This is a genomic window from Herpetosiphon llansteffanensis, assembly GCF_003205875.1.
GTDB classification, from domain to species: Bacteria; Chloroflexota; Chloroflexia; order Chloroflexales; family Herpetosiphonaceae; genus Herpetosiphon; species Herpetosiphon llansteffanensis.
Genome location: NZ_PUBZ01000105.1, coordinates 16707 through 37166 on the forward strand (window position 1 = coordinate 16707; position 20460 = coordinate 37166).

General features: G+C 51.4%; 18 protein-coding genes. 9 read left to right on the top strand and 9 right to left on the bottom strand.

The window, feature by feature from the left end:
* Positions 1–13: 13 nt before the first annotated feature.
* The 3 genes from C5S61_RS16060 to C5S61_RS16070 form a co-directional block, all read right to left on the bottom strand.
* Entirely contained in the window at positions 14–934 is a 921-nt protein-coding gene (locus tag C5S61_RS16060; RefSeq protein WP_164689548.1) for an ADP-ribosylglycohydrolase family protein, read from the bottom strand.
* Positions 935–942: 8 nt separating this feature from the next.
* Positions 943–1887: an alpha-E domain-containing protein gene (locus tag C5S61_RS16065; protein ID WP_110516398.1), complete on the bottom strand. Its 945-nt coding sequence runs from the start codon at positions 1885–1887 to the stop codon at positions 943–945.
* Between the two features lie 277 nt (positions 1888–2164).
* On the bottom strand, positions 2165–3607 hold the full coding sequence (locus C5S61_RS16070; protein ID WP_110516400.1) for a circularly permuted type 2 ATP-grasp protein: 1443 nt from the start codon (positions 3605–3607) through the stop codon (positions 2165–2167).
* A 254-nt stretch (positions 3608–3861) separates the two neighbouring features.
* On the opposite strand from C5S61_RS16070, the gene cdaA reads away from it, so the two are divergent.
* Positions 3862–4665, top strand: coding sequence for a diadenylate cyclase CdaA (gene cdaA / locus C5S61_RS16075; protein ID WP_110516443.1), 804 nt, complete (start codon positions 3862–3864; stop codon positions 4663–4665).
* Positions 4662–6059 (top strand): CdaR family protein, encoded by a 1398-nt coding sequence (locus C5S61_RS16080; protein WP_110516401.1) that lies wholly within the window; start codon positions 4662–4664, stop codon positions 6057–6059. The genes cdaA and C5S61_RS16080 overlap by 4 nt, the downstream gene beginning before the upstream one ends.
* On the opposite strand, the gene C5S61_RS16085 is transcribed toward C5S61_RS16080, so the two are convergent.
* Positions 6056–8974 (bottom strand): BTAD domain-containing putative transcriptional regulator, encoded by a 2919-nt coding sequence (locus tag C5S61_RS16085; protein ID WP_110516403.1) that lies wholly within the window; start codon positions 8972–8974, stop codon positions 6056–6058. The genes C5S61_RS16080 and C5S61_RS16085 overlap by 4 nt on opposite strands.
* 229 nt (positions 8975–9203) lie before the next feature.
* Between C5S61_RS16085 and C5S61_RS16090 the strand changes: the two genes are divergently transcribed.
* From C5S61_RS16090 to C5S61_RS16120, 7 genes are all read left to right on the top strand, one after another.
* The gene (locus C5S61_RS16090) at positions 9204–9575 is read left to right on the top strand and encodes a VOC family protein (protein ID WP_110516405.1); all 372 of its coding nucleotides are present in this window, start codon (positions 9204–9206) and stop codon (positions 9573–9575) included.
* A 309-nt stretch (positions 9576–9884) separates the two neighbouring features.
* A complete protein-coding gene (locus C5S61_RS16095; RefSeq protein WP_110516407.1) occupies positions 9885–12392 on the top strand; it encodes a mannose-1-phosphate guanyltransferase in 2508 nt (835 codons plus the stop codon).
* A 317-nt stretch (positions 12393–12709) separates the two neighbouring features.
* The gene (minC, locus tag C5S61_RS16100) at positions 12710–13384 is read left to right on the top strand and encodes a septum site-determining protein MinC (protein WP_110516409.1); all 675 of its coding nucleotides are present in this window, start codon (positions 12710–12712) and stop codon (positions 13382–13384) included.
* Positions 13385–13404: 20 nt separating this feature from the next.
* Positions 13405–14205 carry a septum site-determining protein MinD gene (gene minD, locus C5S61_RS16105; protein WP_110516411.1) on the top strand — a complete coding sequence of 267 codons (801 nt, stop codon included), beginning with the start codon at positions 13405–13407 and terminating at the stop codon, positions 14203–14205.
* Positions 14206–14250: 45 nt separating this feature from the next.
* Positions 14251–14514: a cell division topological specificity factor MinE gene (gene minE / locus C5S61_RS16110; protein ID WP_054535003.1), complete on the top strand. Its 264-nt coding sequence runs from the start codon at positions 14251–14253 to the stop codon at positions 14512–14514.
* A 26-nt stretch (positions 14515–14540) separates the two neighbouring features.
* A complete protein-coding gene (locus C5S61_RS16115) occupies positions 14541–15752 on the top strand; it encodes an AI-2E family transporter (RefSeq protein WP_110516412.1) in 1212 nt (403 codons plus the stop codon).
* A 158-nt stretch (positions 15753–15910) separates the two neighbouring features.
* A complete protein-coding gene (locus C5S61_RS16120; protein ID WP_164689549.1) occupies positions 15911–16822 on the top strand; it encodes an AAA family ATPase in 912 nt (303 codons plus the stop codon).
* A gap of 325 nt (positions 16823–17147) precedes the next feature.
* On the opposite strand, the gene C5S61_RS16125 is transcribed toward C5S61_RS16120, so the two are convergent.
* The 5 genes from C5S61_RS16125 to C5S61_RS16145 are packed head-to-tail and all read right to left on the bottom strand — an operon-like array spanning position 17148 to position 20180.
* Positions 17148–17672, bottom strand: coding sequence for a copper chaperone PCu(A)C (locus tag C5S61_RS16125; protein ID WP_110516416.1), 525 nt, complete (start codon positions 17670–17672; stop codon positions 17148–17150).
* 15 nt (positions 17673–17687) lie between these two features.
* Entirely contained in the window at positions 17688–18293 is a 606-nt protein-coding gene (locus tag C5S61_RS16130) for an SCO family protein (RefSeq protein WP_164689551.1), read from the bottom strand.
* A 50-nt stretch (positions 18294–18343) separates the two neighbouring features.
* On the bottom strand, positions 18344–18733 hold the full coding sequence (locus C5S61_RS16135) for a hypothetical protein (RefSeq protein WP_110516419.1): 390 nt from the start codon (positions 18731–18733) through the stop codon (positions 18344–18346).
* 56 nt (positions 18734–18789) lie between these two features.
* Positions 18790–18993 carry a DUF4177 domain-containing protein gene (locus tag C5S61_RS26900; protein ID WP_164689552.1) on the bottom strand — a complete coding sequence of 68 codons (204 nt, stop codon included), beginning with the start codon at positions 18991–18993 and terminating at the stop codon, positions 18790–18792.
* A 47-nt stretch (positions 18994–19040) separates the two neighbouring features.
* On the bottom strand, positions 19041–20180 hold the full coding sequence (locus C5S61_RS16145) for a glycosyltransferase family 9 protein (protein ID WP_110516423.1): 1140 nt from the start codon (positions 20178–20180) through the stop codon (positions 19041–19043).
* Positions 20181–20460: the final 280 nt, after the last annotated feature.

Below are 20460 nucleotides of genomic sequence, written 5' to 3' on the forward strand. Positions count from 1 at the left end.
AAAATTCAAGCAATCAATCGGTTTCAATTCCAAGGCTGGCCAAAAACCAGTGGGGCAAGGGTTCGCGAGCGCGCAACCAAGGCGGCGGAATACAATCGCGGCCTAAAGTTCCGGCCAAAAGCCCGCCAACAATTGCGGCCATTGAGGTAAAGTTGCCGCCAGCAGCACACACTTGCTCGATCGCTGCTGCATAATCATCACGATAATGCACGGCACACCACAAACACCATGGCACAATCGCTTGGGCGCTATGCTGGTAGCCATTGCTCAAACGCAAGGCAATATGATGCCACATTTGCCGATCGTTCATGGCTGCGGCTAAAGCCACGCGATGTTCAAGGCTGCTGCTCGGCAAATATTGCCCAATTTCATTCAAGATTGCCGAGGGCTGGCGCAACGGCTGATCACGCTCGCGCCAGAGAATTGCCCCAGCCACCGCGACGGCCACCGCACCAGCCACGGCCTCGGGATTGGTATGGGTGGTGAGGGCCGAAAGTTGGGCTTGTTGGGCAACGTGGCTCAGCGGCGCTTCGGCAAAAAACAGCCCCAACGGAGCTGCCCGCATGGCCGCGCCAACCCCAAACGAGCCTTGGCCATCAAACAAATTTTGGGCATCGCTCATCACGGCTGCGCCATCACGTGGTTTGGCCAATAAATGATGCATGGCGGTGCCATAATCGCGAATTGGCGTGTAGCGCAGAGCAAAATCGGCAGCCAAGGCCGCGCTATGCACCGTGCCATAATGCCATAATTGATCAACCAATGAACAAGCCATCAGGGTTGCGTCTGTCCACAGCCATGGTGCTGGCAAAAGGCTTGGTTGCTCGGCGACGGCAAGGCCGGTTTGGACCTGTTGCCAAAGCTGTTGGCCATAGGCTTCACCAACCGATAAGCCCTTTAATGCCGCTAGCATGCGCTGTTGTGCTGCTGTCATGATCATCCTTAAACCAATGCTGTCTCAACCGGATAACTAATAAAGGTCTGATAGACGTTGGTATGAATTTGTTGGCATTGTTGTTGAATGCTAGTCAAATAGCCGCTCAAGCCATCGGCCATAATCTCATCGACTTGGCCATAATCAAGGTTGGCTTGTAAGCGTCCGGCTAAGCGCTTGACCCGATCGCCCCGCCGCCCAAGGGTATTGGCGGCAATCGCTTGAATCGAAACGGCAATTTGATCGGCGGCAAAGCGCACCGAACGCGGCGATTCGGCGTTCAACAATAAAAACTCAGCAATTCGTTCTGGCCGAATATCAGCAGTGTATACATTACAATAGGCCTCGAACGCTGTACAGGACTTTAATAGGCCAACCCAATCTAAATAATTGGCTTGGGCATCGGCAGCGCCGCGTGGCTCGGCAAAATGCACATCAAGCAAAATTGCTGTAGCATTGGCCCGCTCAATAAACTGGCCCAAACGCAGCCAATGCCAACATTCGCCATGGCTCAAAGTTGCGGTGGTAATGCCCTGAAAGAGATGAATGCCCTCTTTCAAGACATTATGTAAAAATTCGTGCGGCTCGTGCCAAAGTTGCTCCATTGTGGTGCGTTTGACTTGCAAATAGACCCGATTGAGTTGCTCCCACATTTCCGAGCTAATTTGTTCGCGCACTTGGCGAGCATTCTCACGAGCAGCGCCAATGCAACTAACCAACGAGCCAGAATTAGTGACATCAAAGGTGAGTGCTTGCACCAAGGCATAGGTTTGGGGAAGGCCGTCATATTGCCAAGCCAAGTAGGTTTGCATGCGCTCCCAGCGGCGTTCGGCGGCGGCTGGCGTTTGGTCGAGCATCAAGGCTAAATTCACATCAAGCAAGCGAGCAGTATGCTCAGTTCGCTCAAGGTAGCGGCCAATCCAATATAGACTATCAGCAACTCGCGATAACATGCGAAGCCCCCAGTTTTTTAATGATGATCCACGAAGAGCACAAAGAGCACGAAGAACGGAACCGCGAAGAACACGAAGAGCGCGAAGGTTAAATTTTTTCGCCACAGATTGGCACAGATGATTGGGATTAGGTTCGTGCCAGCCCAAAACCCGTAGCCCGACCCCCGATCTCTCTGTTGTATGTTCTATGCTCTATGTTCTATGCTCTCATTTCATCCTTTTGATTTCTGACTTCTGACTTTCGTGCTTCATCCCTCATAATTCATCCCTCATCCTTCTAATAAAGCACCCATGTATCTTTGCTGCCGCCGCCTTGCGATGAATTGACGACCAGCGAGCCACGGCGCAAGGCCACCCGCGTGAGGCCACCGGGCACGATGCTAATTTGATCGCCAAACAAAATGTAGGGCCGTAAATCAACATGGCGCGATTCGAGTTGGCCATCGATAAAACATGGAGCTTTGGAAAGCGCAAGCGTTGGCTGGGCAATGTAGTTGCGGGGATTAGCAATAATTCGATCGCGAAACTGAGCGCGTTGTTCAAGCGTGCTATGTGGCCCAATCAACATATCATAGCCGCCCGATTCGCCGACCGCCTTGACCACCAATGAATCTAAATTATGCAACACATGCTGGCGTTGACGATCATCGCTCAGCAAGAAGGTTTCAACGTTGGGCAAAATCGGATCTTGATCAAGGTAAAATTTGATCATCGCTGGCACATAGGCATAAATTGCCTTATCGTCGGCCACGCCTGTGCCCAAAGCATTGGCCAACGCAACATTGCCAGCGCGATAGGCATTCAGCAAGCCAGCAACGCCCAACATCGAATCATGGCGAAAAGCCAAGGGATCGATAAATTCATCATCGACCCGCCGATAAATCACATCGACGCGGCGCAAGCCAGCAGTGGTGCGCATATACACCACGTTGTCGTGGACGATCAAATCGCGGCCTTCGACCAATTCCACGCCCATTTGGCGAGCTAAAAAGGTGTGTTCATAATAGGCCGAATTAAAAACCCCTGGCGTGAGCAACACAATCGTTGGGTCGCTGCGGCCTTGGGGAGCCAACGAACGCAAGGTTGCCAACAACGCTTGGCCATAATGATCGATTGAGCGCACGCCGTAGCTAGCAAACAACTGCGGAAAAACTCGTTTCATCACCAAACGATTGGCCAGCATATACGAAACGCCGCTGGGAACCCGCAAATTATCTTCGAGCACAGCAAATTGGCCGCTTGGCAAGCGAATCAAATCGGTGCCGACAATCGAAATATAGCGATCGCGTGGCACGCTCACGCCGCGCATTTGGCGCGAAAAATGACGACAGCTATAGACCAATTCACGCGGCACAATGCCAGCCTTTAAAATCGTTTCTTCATGATAAATATCGCGCAAAAACAAATTTAATGCTGTTACCCGTTGGGCCAAGCCACGCTCAATCGTATCCCATTCTTTGGCTGTGAGAATGCGCGGCAGCAAATCGTAGGGGAAAATTCGCTCGGTGCCTTCATCGCGCCCATAAACGGTGAACGTAATGCCTTGATTGAGAAACGCCAAATCGGCTGCTTGCTGGCGACGAGCCAACTCATCGGGCGGCAATTCGCGCAAGCGTTCCGCGAGTAGCCGATAGTGCGGTCGCGGCGTGTTTGGGCTAAGCAACAACTCATCGTAAGCGGTTTCGAGCTGATACTGACGAAAAGGGGCGACATCGGGCATAGCGTGCTCCTTGCAGTCGGTTCATCGTTGAAGGGCTTGCGGCATCATCGCCAAAATGGGGGGAAAGAAGATGGTCTATAGTACCGAATCTCAGGCGTTTTCGTCAAGCAGCGAGCTACGTAGGGCCTTGGTAAAGCGCTTTGTTGCGGCGTTATGCCACGAAGATTAAAACTTGCATAGATAGCCTGATCGGTGTAAGGTACAGGCGCGATGTCCAGCACGCGTGGGAGGCTGGCAGTTTCGAGGGTATGATCGTGCCAAGCTTCCAGCAGATTTGGGAACGTGTTTCTTTCTTAGCTGTACTCGACATTCTGCTTGTTGCTGCCTTGATTTTTTGGCTGCTCGGGGTGATTCGCGGCACGCGGGCGGTGCAATTGTTGCGTGGGGTTGGCATTTTGGTGGTGGTTGCCCTACTTGCAGGCTCAACCTTACCGCTCACCACCTTGCGCTGGATCATTCGCGAAGCCCTCAGCCCCGCTCTTTTTGTAGCAATTCCAATTTTATTTCAACCTGAATTACGCCGCGCTTTAGAATCATTAGGCCGCACTGGCGAATGGTTTAATCGTTTTGGCAGCACCAATCGCTCCGAAGTCGAGGAGATGATCAACACGATTTCGCGGGCAGCTAAGCAATTATCTCAACAGGGCATTGGAGCATTGATGGTGATTGAGCGCGACACCGGCTTGCAAGAATACGCCGACCGTGGCGTGATTGTCGATTCGCGCATCTCGGTGCCATTGCTGGTGAATATTTTCTTTCCCAACGCGCCACTGCACGATATGGCGGTGCTGTTTCGGCGCAACCGCATTTTGGCTGCCAACTGTGTGTTGCCACTGAGCGAAAACGTGGTTGGCAGCACCCGCTATGGCACACGCCACCGCGCCGCCTTGGGCATTAGTGAACAATCTGATGCAATTTCGGTGATCGTTTCGGAAGAGACAGGCAGCATTTCGATTACCCACGATGGCCGCATGGTGCGCCACCTAACTGAAGGCCGCTTACGCAAACTGTTAGCAGGCTTATTGCGCGTCGAACTAAGCGAGGAGGAAGAGGCATGAATAAGCTTGCAGGCAGTCCATTACGCGCCTTCGTTGCCGCAGTTTTGGCCAGCATTATTTGGGTTTTCGTCAGTTTCACCGAAAATCCGCAACAAGTTACGCCATTTACCAATTTGCCAATTCGCGCCGAAGGCCTCAGCAGCTCGTTAACCTTGGTCGATGGCGAAGGCCGCCCCATTCCCGTGCCCGATGATGTTGTCAACTTAAGTGTTTCTGGGCCACAAGATACGATTACCCGCATTACCAAGCAAAATGTGCAGCCATTTATTAATGTTGCTGGATTGGAGCCTGGCTCGCATGAAGTTGCTGTCCAAGCACGCAGCATTCCCAGCCGCTCCGATCTCGATTTCCAAAGCTTTCAGCCTGCGACGGTCTTGGTACAAATTGAGCAAATTATTACTGCCTCGCTGCCGCTAACGATTACCACCGAAGGCCAGCCGCCAACCAGCTACGAGGCAAGTTTGCCAATTGCCAGCGTCAATGGCGAGATGATCAAGCAGGTGACAATCACCGGACCAGCCAGCCAAGTGAACAAGGTCGTTGGCGGCGAAATTACGCTGGATCTTTCATCGCAAACCAGCAATTTGCGTACGCGGCGCAATATTACGGCGGTGGATCTTGCTGGGCGCGATGTAGAAGGCGTGACGGTTAGCCCTGAGATTGCAGATATTGAAGTGCGCATTTTATCCAGCAGCGGCATCAAACGAGTGCCAATTATCTACACCACGCTCAATGGGCCACCAGCAGGCTATCGCGCCGATGTGGTGCTTGAACCAGCTTTTGTGACATTAATTGGCAGCGCCCAGCGTTTAACTGAGGTCGAATTTGTCGAAACCCAACCGCTTAATCTGCCAAATGCAACCCAAAGTTACACCGCAACCATCAAATTGCGTTTTCCCATTGGGGTTACGCCGCGCGATGCCCAAGCAGCAGATAGCACCATTGCCACTGTGCGCTTTGTGCCAATTAACACCGAAATTGTGCTGACGCTCCCGTTAGTGCCACGCAATTTGCCTGGCGGCTTAGAGTTAAATTACCAACCACGCCAAATTGAGGTAACGCTGCGTGGCAATGCCCAAAATTTGCAAAACCTCAGCGATTTGGCCTTAGTGCTTGATCTGGCTGGGCGGACTGCTGGCAGCTATAGCATTCAACCAAGCCTCAATCTCCCAAGCGGCGTGAGTTTGGCCAAGCCGCTGAGCGTGATTCAGGTTACCCTCAGCCCAATTAGCATCCCAACCAACGAGCCAGCAAGCCCAACCAACCCGATCAACCCAACCGAACCAAGCGCGCCAGAGGCGACACCTGTCAGCACGCCAACCGTGACCGAACCAATCAGCCCGACCGAGCCAATTAGCCCGACCGAGCCGATTTCACCAACATTAACGCCTTAGTCCAAAGCGCGTTTTTGTAACGCTTGCAATTCCGCCGACGGATCAAGCCCATATTCGGCGAGGGCTTTACGATGCCGCTCGTAAATTGCCAATGCTTCAGGCCGCCGACCTTGATTAATCTCAAGGTTCATAGCCAGCACTACCGCTCGCTCATTCAAGAGGTCTAGTTTCATGGCCTGGTCAAAAGCTTCCCGTGCTTGGTCAAAACGCTGTGCATCATACCATTGAACGCCAATCGCGATCCAAATTTCAGCGCCACGTTGGGCAAGCAGCTTGCGCTCACCCTCAATCCATGGTGCGTAATAGCCAGGCAAAAAGACTTGGCTGGCATAATCAGCAGCAACTTGCAAGCGATCAAGGTTGGTTTCGGAGCCTTGCAAATAGGTATGCTTAATTACCGAAATATCAGCATCGATCTCAGAGAGCGGAAAGCATAAGCGATAGATTGATCCATCATAAACCACACAATCGGGCAGTTTTTTACGGGTGCGCTGCAACATTTTGCGCCAGCCATCATCGCTGCTATCAAAGCCCCAAATTTTTTCGCGCAGTTCATCAGCAGTCATGCCGCTGGGATTCAACAGCAATAAGGCAATTAATAAAATCCCTTGTTTGGGAATCTTCACAGCTGTGCCATGCATTTCAACCCGCGCTTGGCCCATCAAGCGAATAACCAATTTCGGTGCTTGGATAACTGGTAAATTATGATGCAGCACCCGCGCAGCAAACGGCGAATTCCATTCGGTATACGCTTCCTGCACCAATTCTGGCAAATGGCTGGTTAGTGCCGAAAGCAAAATTGGCAAGCCGCTGCGGCCTTCAATAATCAATTCATCAAGCGATTTCCACGCCTGGCGAGCTTCGCCAAGTTCGTGGCGCTGCCAAAATGCCTCGCTCAACAATAGATAGAGCAGACCCTTGGCTAATGATCCTTCGTTATCAAGCCCCGCCAAGGCCCGTTGCAACAGTGGAATCGTGCCATCAATTTTGAGGCTTAAGTTGGCGGCACTGCGCGCCACCGCCAACCATGCCTGATCAAGCGGATTTTGGGCGGTCGTGGTATCGATCTCAAGTAATAAGCGCTGCAATTGATCAAGCGAACTATGACGAGTTGCTTGCGATTCTAAGGCCAAGGCATAGGTCAAAATATGATAATCGACCATATTGCTATTGCGTAATTGCTCACGCGCCAAGCGATAGCGCCCGATTGCACTCGTCCAATCGCGCTCAGCCAGCGCCACATCGCCGAGTGTGACCAACGCGCCATTTGCCGCCCGCTTATCAGCAAGCATGCCGTTGTCGTAGGCTTGTTGGGCATAGCGTGCTGCATCGCTAATTTGGCCTTGATGCAATGCCACCAGCGCCCGCAAATTGAGCGTTTGCGATAAGCCTGCTGGCGCAGCCATTTCTTCCCATAATGAGGTAGCTTGGCGCAAAAGCCGATCAGCCAGCGAATAGCGTCCGGCGCGGGCCGCAGCATTAGCATAATCACCCAAAATCAACCCCAGCAACCGGTTAATGCCCGAGCCTTCAATATAGTTGTAGGCGCGCTCAAAGTTGGCAATTGCTGCATCATCTTGGCCCAAAGAGGCCAAATAAATTGCATGAGTGCGCAAAACCCGCGCTTGATCGTCGGGAGCTAAATCAGGATCGTTCAAATAGGGCTGAATTAAGCTATCAGCTTCACGAATTGAGCCTTGTGCCCGCAACATATCGGCCTTGAGCAAGCGCAACATGCGTTGATCATCTGGCTGTTGATGAATGCCCAAGAGCTGATTGACCAAAATCAAGGCTTTTTCTGCGTTACGCTCGCCAAGATGATAACTCCGCGCCAGCAACCAGCCAACTTTCGGCGCAAGTTGCTGCACCGGAACCTCATGCAATGCCTTCACAAGCTCGCCAAAAAAACGCTGGTTGTTAACAAGATGCAGCTGTTGGATCAGCGTATGGTTGATCACATCCCAGCGTTGCAAACGTTGCATCTGGTGCACAAATGGCACCAATTGCTGCTGCGCGAGATACCATACGCCAGCCTGTTCAAACAACGGGGTCAAATAGCCAGCCGAGGCATGTGAGCGCTTGCGCAAACCAAGCTCAGCCAACGGTTGCAAGCGGAGATTGGATTCAAAGACCAAGCCCGCCGCTTCCCAGCTCAGCAATAAACGGGCTACATCGTCATTCGGCAACAAGCCTTGGAGCAACTCAAGCGAATCGCTGGCTAGCCAAAGCCATGCTTCAAGCAGATTGCGCAGTTGTGCTGGCAGCCGCCCCATCACATCTTGCATCACCCATTCAAGCGACGAAGGCTGAAGCGTGCCAGAGCGATTGAGCGCAAAAATACAGGGTGCAACCCAGCCCTCAGTTAAACCGATCAGCTGATCAGCTTGGGCTTGGGTTAGGCTGAGTTGGCGCTTTTGAGCCAATTCGATCAATTCGGCACTGGTGAAAGCCAGCTCTTTTGCACCGATCACCAGTAGTTGCTGCCGAATGATCCATTGTTGAATCATGGGGTGTTGGGGAATCGAAAGCGAGCTGGCGACGACATGCAATGCCGGATTTTTCAATAAGTCGGCCAGCCATGCATGCTCAGGCAAAAACGCGCCCCAGGCATCCAAAAGCTGGTCAAGGTCGTCGATCAAAATCCAGGTTGGCTGGCGGATAGCTAAAAGTTGCTCAAGCTGTTGCTCGCTGGCTAAGCCAAGTTGCTGCGCAATTGATTGCAGCATCGCATGGGGATCATTGGGCGCTGGATCAAGCCGAATCATCGCATAGGGAGCATTGATGGAATGCTTAAGTGCCTCTAATACGGTCGACTTGCCACTACTCGGCAAGCCAATGATTAAGACTACCCGTGGCTCATGTTGGGTCAAGCGAAGTAAACGTGGGCGTTCAACATAGGTCGGATAAAAACTCATAGCAGTTTCCTCAAGATGTTTGGTACGATGCTACCCCACCAACCATTAAGCAGCACAGCGCCATTGTGCTCAAGCGTTGAGAGGCTAGGTTGTGCCAATTCGTTACCTATGTTCAATAGGATATACCGAGCTATAGAGCACATCTATGCACGTCCTAGGCTATTTCTAGATTGATTCTTGCTGTATCCACTGTATCATAGCAAAAGAATCATTCTGTAGTGGAGCGGTTATGCAACTTATCGCACTTGACCACATCCAACTAGCAATGCCCGCCGAGCAAGAAGCCCAAGCGCGTTGGTTTTATCGCACAATCCTTGGGCTGGATGAAATTGCCAAGCCAGCGCCGTTACAAGCTCGCGGCGGCTGCTGGTTTCGCGGCTCCAACATCGAACTGCACCTTGGAGTCGAAGCCGATTTTCGGCCTGCACGCAAAGCCCACCCTGCCTTTCGCGTAGCCGACCTTGCCCAAGCCCGTGCTGAGTTGCAGGCCGCCGGCATTACGATTGTTGAAGATAGCAGCTTGCCCCATGTACGGCGCTTTTATGCAGCCGATCCCTTTGGCAATCGGCTAGAGTTTGTGCAACTTGGCGACGTTTATTAAGAAGCTTTAGGATTAACCAAAGTATACGCGATTCAGCCATCATGTATACCGTTAATTGCCGAACTTCGCTGCTAGGGATTCCTAGCGCTGGTGTGGGGCAACTACTGGCACAACTTATGCAAACCACAAGCCGACTGATCAAGCTGAATTGATCAGCATTGACCACACCTACATCCGTTCAGCGATGCCCCAAAGCACTCAAATTCTGCCGGTATCTTCTGGTATACTGAACAACGGCGCGGCCCTCGAATGCCCGTGCTGGCCACCGCGCTGAGTGCTGCATTGTTGACACTGCGAGGGTTGCAGACCATGAAAGCAGTTTTAATGGCTGGGGGTGAAGGCTCTCGGCTCCGTCCACTCACGATTAGTCGGCCAAAACCAATGGTTCCCCTGGTTGATCGACCAGTGATGGGGCATATTATTGAGCTGCTAAAACGCCACGGCATCACCGATATTATTATTACTGTCCAGTATCTGGCTAATATTATTCAAGATTTTTATGGCGATGGCTCGGCGTTTGATGTTGATATTTCGTATTCGGTCGAGGAAGTGCCGCTTGGCACAGCAGGGGCCGTCAAATATGCCTCGCGCTTGATCGACGATGATAGCGAGCCAATTATCGTGATTTCGGGCGATGCCCTGACCGATTTTGACCTGACGGCGTTGATCGAAGCCCATAAACGCTCGAATGCCAAGGCCACAATTACTCTGACCCGTGTGCCCAACCCGCTTGAATATGGCGTGGTCATCACCGATGATGCAGGCCGAATCCGCCAATTTCTCGAAAAACCCAGTTGGGGCGAGGTTTTTTCCGATACCGTCAACACTGGTATCTATGTAATCGATCCCAGTGTGCTCGACGATATTCCGCTTGGCGATGCCTTCGATTTTTCCAAAGATTTGTTTCCTGCCTTGTTGCGGCGCGGCGAGTTGCTCTATGGCTATATTGCAGAGGGCTATTGGACTGATGTTGGCACCATCGATGCCTATATGCGGGCTTGCTCGGATTATTTGATGGGCATGGTCAATTTACCGCGCTTGGGCCAAGATCGTGGCGATAATGTTTGGATCGAGGGCGAAGTTGAAATTGCTCCCGATGCCCAAATTCATGGCCCAGTCTTTTTTGGCCATGGGGTCAAAATCAAAGGCGGGGCGATGGTCTTCGGTCCATCGGTCATCCGCGATTACACAATTATTGATTCGCGGGCCACAATCGATCGCTCAGTGATGTGGCGCAATTCATATGTTGGCGAGCGGGCCGAATTGCGGGGAGCAATTGTCTGCAAGCAGTGCAATATCAAAAGCCGTTCATTACTCTTCGAGGGTGTGGTTGTCGCCGATAGCACGATTATCAACGCTGGCGCAGTCATTCAACCAAATGTCAAAATTTGGCCCTCGAAAGAGGTTGAAGAAGGCGCGACCGTCAGCGCTTCGATTATTTGGGGAGCGCAAGGGCGGCGGGTCTTATTTGGGCGCTATGGTATTACCGGCTTGGTCAATATCGACCTTACGCCCGAATTTTGCGCCAAATTGGGGGCAGCCTATGGCGCAATTTTGCCCAAAAATACGATGGTCACGATGAATCGCGATGCCCACTACACCCCGCGCATGCTCAAACGCGGCTTGATTGCAGGTATTCCATCAGCGGGCATTGATGTGCTCGATTTACATTCGGTGCCAATTCCAACTGCACGTTATTTGACCTATGCCCTGAATGCAGCTGGCGGTATGCACGTGCGGCTTTCGCCATTCGATAATCGGGTTGTTGATATTAAATTCTTCGATCATCGTGGGCTAGATCTTGGCAGCGATATGGAGCGCAAGATCGAAAATACCTACTTTCGCGAAGATTATCGCCGCGTTTATCTCGATGAAATTGGCCGCATCACCGAAAACAGCGATTACAACTCGGTCTATATCGATAAATTTATGGAATCGCTCGACCCCAAGATTTTGCCGGAGCTCGAACAACCGTGGAGCATTGTGATCGATTATGCTTCGTCGAATGCGGCCCAAATTCTTGGCCCGATCATGCGGCGCTTGAATGTTGATTTGGTTGAGCTTAACGCCCAAATCGATGAAGATCGCTTGTTCCAAACCGCCGATCAATTCAACGCTGGCATGCAACGGCTGGCGGCAATTGTGCCCGTGATGAACGCTGATATTGGCGTGCGGCTCGATTCTGGCGGCGAACGAATGTATGTAGTTGATGATACTGGCCATCGCTTGAGCGATATTGAATTGCTGGCTGCTGTGACCGCGCTAACCATGGAAGCCAACAGCGGTGGCACGGTTGCCGTACCAGTTACCGCGCCACGTTTATTCGATAAATTGGCCGAGCGTTATGGCGGGCGGATTCAGCGCACCAAAACCGCTTTGGGCGCGTTGATGCAACAAGCAGCCAAATGCAACGAGTTATGTGTGTTGGGCGATGGTGCTGGCAGCCTGATTTTCCCATCGTTCTTTCCAGTGGCCGACGGCCTGTTTGCAATTGTAAAATTGATGGAATTACTGGCGCGGGCCAATATTCCACTCTCGGAAATTCGGCGCTCGTTGCCGCGCTCGGCTATGGCCAACCACAAAGTGCCATGTCGCTGGGAATCCAAAGGCAAGGTCATGCGGATTCTCAACGAACAATATGCTGAACGTTCGCAAGAAAATATCGACGGCATCAAGATTGAGCTTGGGCCAGAATGGGTGCTGATTCTACCCGACCCTGATGGCCCATTTATCCATGTGATTGCCGAGGGAGTCAACGAAGATCAAGCTCGCGTCTTGACCGAAAAGTATGCAGGTTTAGTCATGGGGCTACAGTAGAACAGAGAGCAAAGGATGAGGGATGAGGGATGAGGGATGAAGGCAGAACAAAGAGCATAGAGCATAGAACAGAGAGCATAGATGTAATCATTCATTAGATTGGCCTGGAGCATTCCCTCACCCCAACCCCGCTCCCGTGCGCGGGCGAGGGGCTTTAACAGCGTCATTCGTCGGTGAAAACGGTGCTCCCCCTCGCCCGCGTTCAGTGGGAGCGGGGGCTGGGGGGTGAGGGAACACGATTGCCAATCCAATGAACCATTACATCTATGTTCTATGCTCTTTGTTCTTATTTTCGTTTTCTTGACGGAGACGGTATAATGCGCGATATGGAAGAGCGCATCACGTTAAAAGGCAGCCGTGACGGGCTGCGCTTGATTTTACACCCCACCGCAGCGTGGGAAGAAGTCCTTGAAGCCCTGCGCAAGCAGCTAGCCCAAGGATCATCGTTTTATCATGGCGCAAAATTAATGATCGATGTTGGCGAACGGTCGATCACCGATGTAGAGCTACAGGCAATCTTGGCAATCATGGCCGAACATGATATTGAGCCAGCTGCATTAATCACCATCGCACCAACCAATCGAACTACTGGTCGGCAAGCTGGCGTGGAAACCCGCCACCCCGACAGCCTACGGTCTACTCCTCCACCCGTCGTGCAAGGCGAAGGCTTGTTTTTATGGCGCACCGTGCGTTCAGGCCAAGCAATTAAACATCAAGGCCATGTCGTTGTGGTCGGCGATGTTAATGCTGGGGCCGAAATTAGCGCGCACGGCAGCATCATTATTTGGGGGCGCTTACGCGGCTCCGTCCATGCAGGAGTTGGCGGCAATCAACAAGCGATTGTCTGTGCGCTCGAATTGAGCCCAACCCTCTTGCGGATTGCCGAGAACCTTGCCCGCACACCCGATAATCATCGCCCAACTGGCCCTGAACAAGCCAGCCTTGATGGCGACAACATTGTAGTAGTACCATGGGATGCCCCACGCCGCTAGTGGGCCTTTGAGGATCATGTATGGCACAAGTAATCACAATCACCTCTGGTAAAGGGGGGGTTGGCAAAACCACCACCACCGCTAATCTCGCAACCTCGTTAGCTATGCAAGGCCAACGAGTTGTTGCTATCGATGCCGATATTGGCTTGCGTAATCTCGATGTTGTGATGGGTCTCGAAAATCGCATCGTCTACGATTTGGTCGATGTGGTCGAAGGCCGCTGTCGGACACGCCAAGCGCTGATTAAAGACAAGCGCTTTCCTGATAATTTGTTCTTGTTGCCAGCAGCCCAAACCCGCGATAAAGATGCGGTAACGCCTGATGATATGATTGCCCTCTGCAACGAGCTGCGCCGCGAATTCGATTTTATTCTGATTGACTCGCCAGCAGGCATTGAGGGCGGCTTTAAAAATGCAATTGCACCCGCAGACCACATTTTGATCGTCACAACTCCTGAAATGTCAGCAGTCCGCGATGCCGACCGGATTGTCGGCTTGGTCGAAGCGTATGAAAAAAGCAACCCAAAGCTCATTATCAATCGCATCAAGGCTCGAATGGTTGCTCGCGGCGACATGATGGATACGCCCGATGTGGTAGAAATTTTGGCAATCGACTTGGTTGGGATTGTGCCCGACGACGAGAGTATTGTGGTCTCGACCAACCGTGGCGAAGTGGCGGTCTTAGATCGCGACTCTATGGCCGGAAAAGCCTATAATAATATCGCCAATCGTTTACTTGGCCACGATATTCCCTTCCTTGTGCTCGATGAAAAACAAGGCTTATGGGCCCAATTGGTCAATATGTTTCGGACACGCCGCTAAAATGGCGCTACCTAGCCAACCTTATCTTCCACATGGAGCGGATCTATGGGTTTTTTAGATAATCTTTTTGGTCGCAAGCAACCGACCAGTTCGTCGGTTGCCAAAGAGCGTTTGTTGACGGTTTTAGTCCATGATCGGGTTCATCTCTCGCCCCACGATATGGACGAGATGAAACGTGAGATCATTGCAGTAATCGAGCGTTACGTTGAAGTAACCAACCCAGAGGCCATTGAAGTAACCTTGACCCGTGGCGAAGCTACCGACCACCTCAAGGCCGATATTCCCCTTGGTCGCTCGCGTCAACAATAACGCTATGGCCATGTGGAGGAGATTTTATGTACGTTCAGCCTACTAGCCCGATTCGTTTCTCGCCGCGCGCAAAATTTGTAACAGTCCTTTCGATTGTTATTATTAGCCTGTACTTGGTCAACCAAGCCTGGCATATTATGATTCCCTTCATCTGGGCAATCATCACAGCCTACATTTTTAATCCAGTTGTTACATGGATGCAACGGCGGACCAAAACCCCCCGTTTTTGGTGGGTAATTGTGCTCTACATCATCGGGTCTGCGCTGTTAACATTGCTGGTCAGTAATGTCGTCCCGATCATTACGACCCAAATTAACGATCTTGCCAAGGCCATTCCCGAATGGCTTGAGGATGCAAGTAATTATGTCGAGAAACATGAATCATTAACGATTCGTGGAGTCGAAATTATTAATTTGCGCGAGGCTGAACGTGAAATCTCTGGCGCAATCGCTGCCTTTGCCAAAGATTTGCCAAGTGCTGCACCCAAGTTTTTGTTTGGCATTGCCGAAGGTTTTATTTTAACCTTGGTCTATTTCGTGGTCACGTTCTATTTGCTGCTGCAAGCAGAAACTATCCCCAATAATTTCTATCGCTTGATTCCCGAACGCCATCGCGATGAAATTCGCCAATTGGTGAGCTCGATCGATCGCGTGCTCTCAGCCTACATTCGCGGTCAGTTTTTGCTGATTATCATTATGTCGGTGCTGAGCTATATTGCGCTCTCGATTTTGCAAGTCAAATATGCCTTGATCATCGCAATTGCGACTGGTGTGTTGGAAATTATTCCAATCATTGGGCCCTACTTGGCCACCGCCATCGCGGCCTTGGTTGGTTTGTTCCAAGGCACAACCCCATTTGGCTGGGAGCCGTGGTTGCTGGCATTGGTGATCGTCATTACCTACTTTGCCCTGCGCCAATTCGAAGATCACTTTATTATTCCCAATTTGGTCGGCCACATCGTCAATGTGCATCCGGTCTTTGTGATCTTTGCAATTTTGGCAGGGGGAGCGGTAGCTGGCGGCTTGGGCCTGCTTTTGTCGATTCCAATGGCTGCGGTAGCAAGAATTATCCTGTCATACCTGCATGGCAAACTGGTCGATTCGCCCAACCCGCAAGCCGATTTAGTTGAGCAAGAGGAGAAGTTGCTCGAAAAGCCACCAGTATCTGAACGTCGCGAAGGCCGCCGCAACCGCCGCGAAGCCAAAAAACAAGCAGAAAGCGGCGATATTCAACCATAAGTAGCCAATTGTAGCCAACCATTGAGCCACAGGAGTAAAACCTGTGGCTTTTTGCTGCTTGACACATTGAAACATTTGTTCTATATTTTTTATGTATATTGATTGGATACGGGCCAGCAATGGCTAGGGGTAACCGAGTTCACGAAAGGAATAGCACAATGTTTCAGTCGCTCGAACAACTTGAAACAGGCAGTTTATTTATATTGACCGGCCAATCTGGCGCAGGTAAATCGCACTTAGCTGCCAGCACGCGCCGCAGCGGCACGGTCTGGATTTTGGATACCGAGGGCGCTGCCAAGAATCTTTTGGGCAAGCCTGGAGTCCACAAAGCGATCCAAGCGGTTCAAACACTCTCATTACAACAAATTTTAGCCGCCATGCAAGAGATTTTGCGCATTGGCAAGGCTGGCGATACCGTTGTGCTTGATTCAGTTTCCAAAGTGCTGCAAGCGATGCGTGCCCATGCTCAACAGCGGGCTGGCGCAGAAACCGATCGCAAAACCCAAATTGAGTTTGATGAATATGCTTCTTTCAATCGCAACCTGCAAGCGATTTATACTGGCCTGACCGAGCTAAAACAACATGGCTTCCATGTGATTATCATTGGTCACTTGGCCAAACAATATAGCGAACAAAGCGAAGATCGCAATCATACTGATGTGGGCTTGCGCGTGCTGGCCGATGAGCACATTACCTACGAGGCCGATGCCATTATTCTCGTTGAGCGCGATGGCGACCAACGCCAGATGCGGCCAATCATCAAGCCCCCACGACCATTGCACCTCAAATTGGGCGCAAATTATCCCGCCAAACTGGGCACGCTCTACCCTGAGCTTGCGCTTGATGAAGCCTTTGGCAACAGCCCTGAGCGCACAGGCCGCCCCGTCGATGCCAATGAAGCAGAACGCCGCTTCTTTGCGCGCTATTCCTCGGTCGTTGGCGGCAACAATTGGAACGCCGTGCAACGCTACCTTGGGCGCAAGGATAAAAAGCCAAGCACCATCGAGGGCTGGATCAGCGCCGCCGAACAGGTTCGCCAAGCACCAAACGATCAAGCTATGGCTGCCTAAAATGAGGCTAAGCAAAATCCCTCGTCCAGCATTCAACTAGACGAGGGATTTGAACTATTGTTTTAGCTGTATTGTCTATGTGTAATGGTACATTGGGTTATCAATCGTGGCATTCCCGCACCCAGCCGCTTCTATGGATCGGTTTTCACTGCGCACCACGCATCCGCAGGCTCATCAACGCATGTGGTTTGATCGCGGATTGTCCTTGAGGGGGTGCAGGGGGATTAAAGCCCCTGCGTTTCCCGCTGGCGGGACGGAAGGGTGGAAAATCGCCATGGTAGTTAATGTGATGAACCAATACATCTATGTTCTATGTTCTCTGCTCTTATTGAGCACTTGGCATTTGAACTGGCACTTTCACCGTGATCTTGCCAGCTTTTTCAAAGGTCAACGTCAGATCAAGCGTATCGCCAATTTTGAGATCTTGCTTGATTTCCAGCAACATAATATGGAAGCCGCCTGGTTTTAATACTGCTTCACCATTGGCAGGTACTTCGATTTTCTCGACTTGTTCCATCTTCATCACCTGACCATCGGCAGTAACTGTATGCAACTCGACTTTGCCAGCAACATCGGTTGAAGCGGCAATCAAGTTATCGGCTGCGCCAGTATTGCGAATCGTCATATACGCGGCGCTATTGCTGCCCATCATCGCACCGCCACTCATGCCGCCGCCCATCGTCGGGCTGATTGGCGTAGTTGCCATGGTTGGGGTTTGCATCATCGTTGTCGCAGCAAAAGCGGGCCGCGCAAATGAACCTTCGATCGTTAATGGGCTAGCTGCGCTTTTCGTTGCAGCGCCACAACTAGCCAAAAGCAACACACATAAACCAAGCATAAAGCGTTTCATTAAACGTTTCTCCACTTATTCAACAGCGATGTATTTCAACATCGTTTTAAGATCAGTCGCTAAAAGAGTTGGATCAACATCGTGGTTGGCCATGGCAAACCAGCGCCCTTGTTGATCGATAATATACAAGCCAGCAGTATGATCGATGGTGTATTGCAAGGCCGAATCGGGCAATTCGCGCCGCTGCGCATGCACACCATACTCTTTTTTCACCGCTTCGACCGCCGCCGTTTCGCCATTTAAGCCCAGAATCGTTGAATCGAACAACGAAACATAGCGATCGATCGTCGCCGGATTATCGCGCTCAGGATCGACCGTCACGAAGGCAATTTGAATCTTGTCGCCATCAGCGCCAAGCTGTTTGCGAGCCTGCGCTGAAAGCCCCAAGGCCAAGGGGCAAACGTCAGGGCAAGCAGTAAAGCCAAAAAAGAGAATCACGATTTTGCCGCGTTGCTCAGCGAGGTGAAAATTGGCTCCATGCTGATCAACCAAGGTGAAATCTGGCGCAGCTGTTGGGTTTTCAATTGGGCGAATAATCTGATAGCTGGCCGTGCCACAGCCGCTTAAACTCAAACCAAGCCCAAGCAGCACACATGCCAAAAGCCAATGAGCGTATTTCATAGCACCCATCCTTCGGATTTTAGAAAGTTAAAATTGCAGGAATAGAATAATTAGCCAAGCACGAGGATTCTTGGCGGGGGCGTGATAATTTGCGGATGATAGTTCGGCCAAACACGCTGCACGTGCAGCAAGCGTCGCCATAAACGAGGCGCAAGCACCCAGCTCGCAATTAGCAGCAACACCATTGGATAAACTGCTGCCAAGCCATCAGGCAGTGGAGGCATTGGCTGCGGCGCTGAATCGCTATGCTGCGCGTGCAAATCGCAAACCAACATCGTCGCATGCTCCGCAACAGCAGTTTGGCTTTGCATGCCCGACCACCAGCAATGGGCAATACAGGCAAGTGGGCAAAATAAAGCCAGTTGAATCAGAATGATCCAACTGACTGTTTGAATATGCCGAGGCCAATGCCGCGAGTGCTGGTGCTTCAATGTGTTCATGATAGGGCTACTATAGCATAGCCTGCATGGCACTCAATCAGGCATTAAACCGATCCTTAGTTGAATGCTTTTGGGCGTTTGAAGGTAACGATTAGGCGCGAACTTTGCCCCTGAGCTTGATTAAGATCGACCATGCTCACAAGTTCCCAGCCATCCTTACCAGCTTTATTGAGCATCAAACTAAGTGTGCTTGGGTCAACATTGGGACTCCAAAAGCCACTAACATCGACAAGTTCAATATGATATTCCCATTGTTGCATGACGTAGTTCCTCAAAAAATTTGATTGTAGCGATTGTACGTAGCAAGCTAGCTCGATGTTCCAGCCTGCGCTAGCAAGCGTTTGGCCTGCTGCACAACCTGCTGCACAGTAATTGCGGTCATACATTCGCTAGGCTTGGTTTGGCGTGGACAATGGGTTAACACACCACATGGCGAGCAAGCTATTGCTGCATCAAGCACAACATGGCGTTGCGCATCGCCCCAAGGCCCAAAGCGCCGCTTATCGCCTGGCCCAAACAGATGCACTGTGGGCGTGGCTTGGCTTACCGCCAAATGCAACGGGCCATTATCGACACCCAAAACCACGGCGCAGCGCCCAAATAAGGCCGCCAATTGACCTAAGTTGGCCTGCCCAACCGCATTCAAATGCGGAATCGTCAAATGCTGACGAATGGCCTCCACATCATCGGCATCGGCAGGGCCACCAGTCAACACAATTTGGGCCTGATCAGCCAATTGGGCAGCAACATGCGCCCAACGCTCAGCTGGCCATAATTTAGCTGCGCCACCGCTGCCAGCCTGAATCGCCAGCAATGGTTTTTGAATCTGATGCTGTGCCAGCCAGGCCGCTGCCCAAGCATGTTCCTCGTCACTTGGCACAAAGCGCAATCGGTGATTTTGAGTGTCAACCGAACCAAGCGCAGCGACCAAATCCAAGGCTTGCTGGGTTACATGGGCGTTTGGATTCCAAGCCAAAGCCTTGGTTAAACTTGGTGCAACCAAAGGATGGGCAAAGCCAATCCGTCGGCCACAGCCAGCTCCCAGCGCCAACAAGCCGCCCCACCAATGGTCATCACGCATAACGAAGGCTGTATCAAACTTCATTTGGCGCAAACGGGCAGCTTCCTGCCAGAGCAACCGATAAGGAGCCAAAGCCGAGGGCTGAGCGCCACGCACAAAGCCAGGGAATTCGCAGGTTTCAATTGCATCAAGATCAGGGTTATCAGCCAAGAGGCGCTTGGCCCACGAACCAACCAACACGCTGATGTGGGCTTGGGGTTGGCTTTGGCGCAAAGCACGTAAAGCAGGGGTCAACAACAACACATCGCCCAAATGGTCGGGCTTAATTACTAAAATGCGCTGCGGTTGGGCTGGCGCTGTTCGAGTAAAAACTCCCAAGGCCAGCGCCAAACTGCGCACGATTGTCGAACGAAGCAAAGCTTTCATAGAAGGATGAAGGATGAAGGATGAGGGATGAAAGCCACCATCACAGCACCATAAAACTCCCAGTATACGCCACTTTTATGCAGAAATTTGAAGGATGAACGATGAGCATATTCATTCTTCATCCCTCATCTTGATCAAAACTCCAGCATACGCCATTTTTATGCAGAAATTTGCAAGGATGAGCGATGAAAACCCTCATCACAGTATCAAAAACTCCAGCATACGTCATTTTTATGCAGAAATTTGAAGGATGAGCGATGGGCATATTCATCCTTCATCC

Bases quoted from the DNA above. Each gene is read 5' to 3' on its own strand.
- C5S61_RS16115 (WP_110516412.1), top strand. From the start codon at position 14,541: ATGTACGTTCAGCCTACTAGCCCGATTCGTTTCTCGCCGCGCGCAAAA.
- C5S61_RS16085 (WP_110516403.1), bottom strand. From the start codon at position 8,974: ATGAGTTTTTATCCGACCTATGTTGAACGCCCACGTTTACTTCGCTTG.
- C5S61_RS16130 (WP_164689551.1), bottom strand. From the start codon at position 18,293: ATGAAATACGCTCATTGGCTTTTGGCATGTGTGCTGCTTGGGCTTGGT.
- C5S61_RS16135 (WP_110516419.1), bottom strand. From the start codon at position 18,733: ATGAACACATTGAAGCACCAGCACTCGCGGCATTGGCCTCGGCATATT.
- C5S61_RS16060 (WP_164689548.1), bottom strand. From the start codon at position 934: ATGACAGCAGCACAACAGCGCATGCTAGCGGCATTAAAGGGCTTATCG.
- C5S61_RS16095 (WP_110516407.1), top strand. From the start codon at position 9,885: ATGAAAGCAGTTTTAATGGCTGGGGGTGAAGGCTCTCGGCTCCGTCCA.
- C5S61_RS16070 (WP_110516400.1), bottom strand. From the start codon at position 3,607: ATGCCCGATGTCGCCCCTTTTCGTCAGTATCAGCTCGAAACCGCTTAC.
- C5S61_RS16090 (WP_110516405.1), top strand. From the start codon at position 9,204: ATGCAACTTATCGCACTTGACCACATCCAACTAGCAATGCCCGCCGAG.
- C5S61_RS16125 (WP_110516416.1), bottom strand. From the start codon at position 17,672: ATGAAACGCTTTATGCTTGGTTTATGTGTGTTGCTTTTGGCTAGTTGT.
- minE (WP_054535003.1), top strand. From the start codon at position 14,251: ATGGGTTTTTTAGATAATCTTTTTGGTCGCAAGCAACCGACCAGTTCG.
- C5S61_RS26900 (WP_164689552.1), bottom strand. From the start codon at position 18,993: ATGCAACAATGGGAATATCATATTGAACTTGTCGATGTTAGTGGCTTT.
- C5S61_RS16080 (WP_110516401.1), top strand. From the start codon at position 4,662: ATGAATAAGCTTGCAGGCAGTCCATTACGCGCCTTCGTTGCCGCAGTT.
- C5S61_RS16065 (WP_110516398.1), bottom strand. From the start codon at position 1,887: ATGTTATCGCGAGTTGCTGATAGTCTATATTGGATTGGCCGCTACCTT.
- minD (WP_110516411.1), top strand. From the start codon at position 13,405: ATGGCACAAGTAATCACAATCACCTCTGGTAAAGGGGGGGTTGGCAAA.
- minC (WP_110516409.1), top strand. From the start codon at position 12,710: ATGCGCGATATGGAAGAGCGCATCACGTTAAAAGGCAGCCGTGACGGG.
- C5S61_RS16145 (WP_110516423.1), bottom strand. From the start codon at position 20,180: ATGAAAGCTTTGCTTCGTTCGACAATCGTGCGCAGTTTGGCGCTGGCC.
- C5S61_RS16120 (WP_164689549.1), top strand. From the start codon at position 15,911: ATGTTTCAGTCGCTCGAACAACTTGAAACAGGCAGTTTATTTATATTG.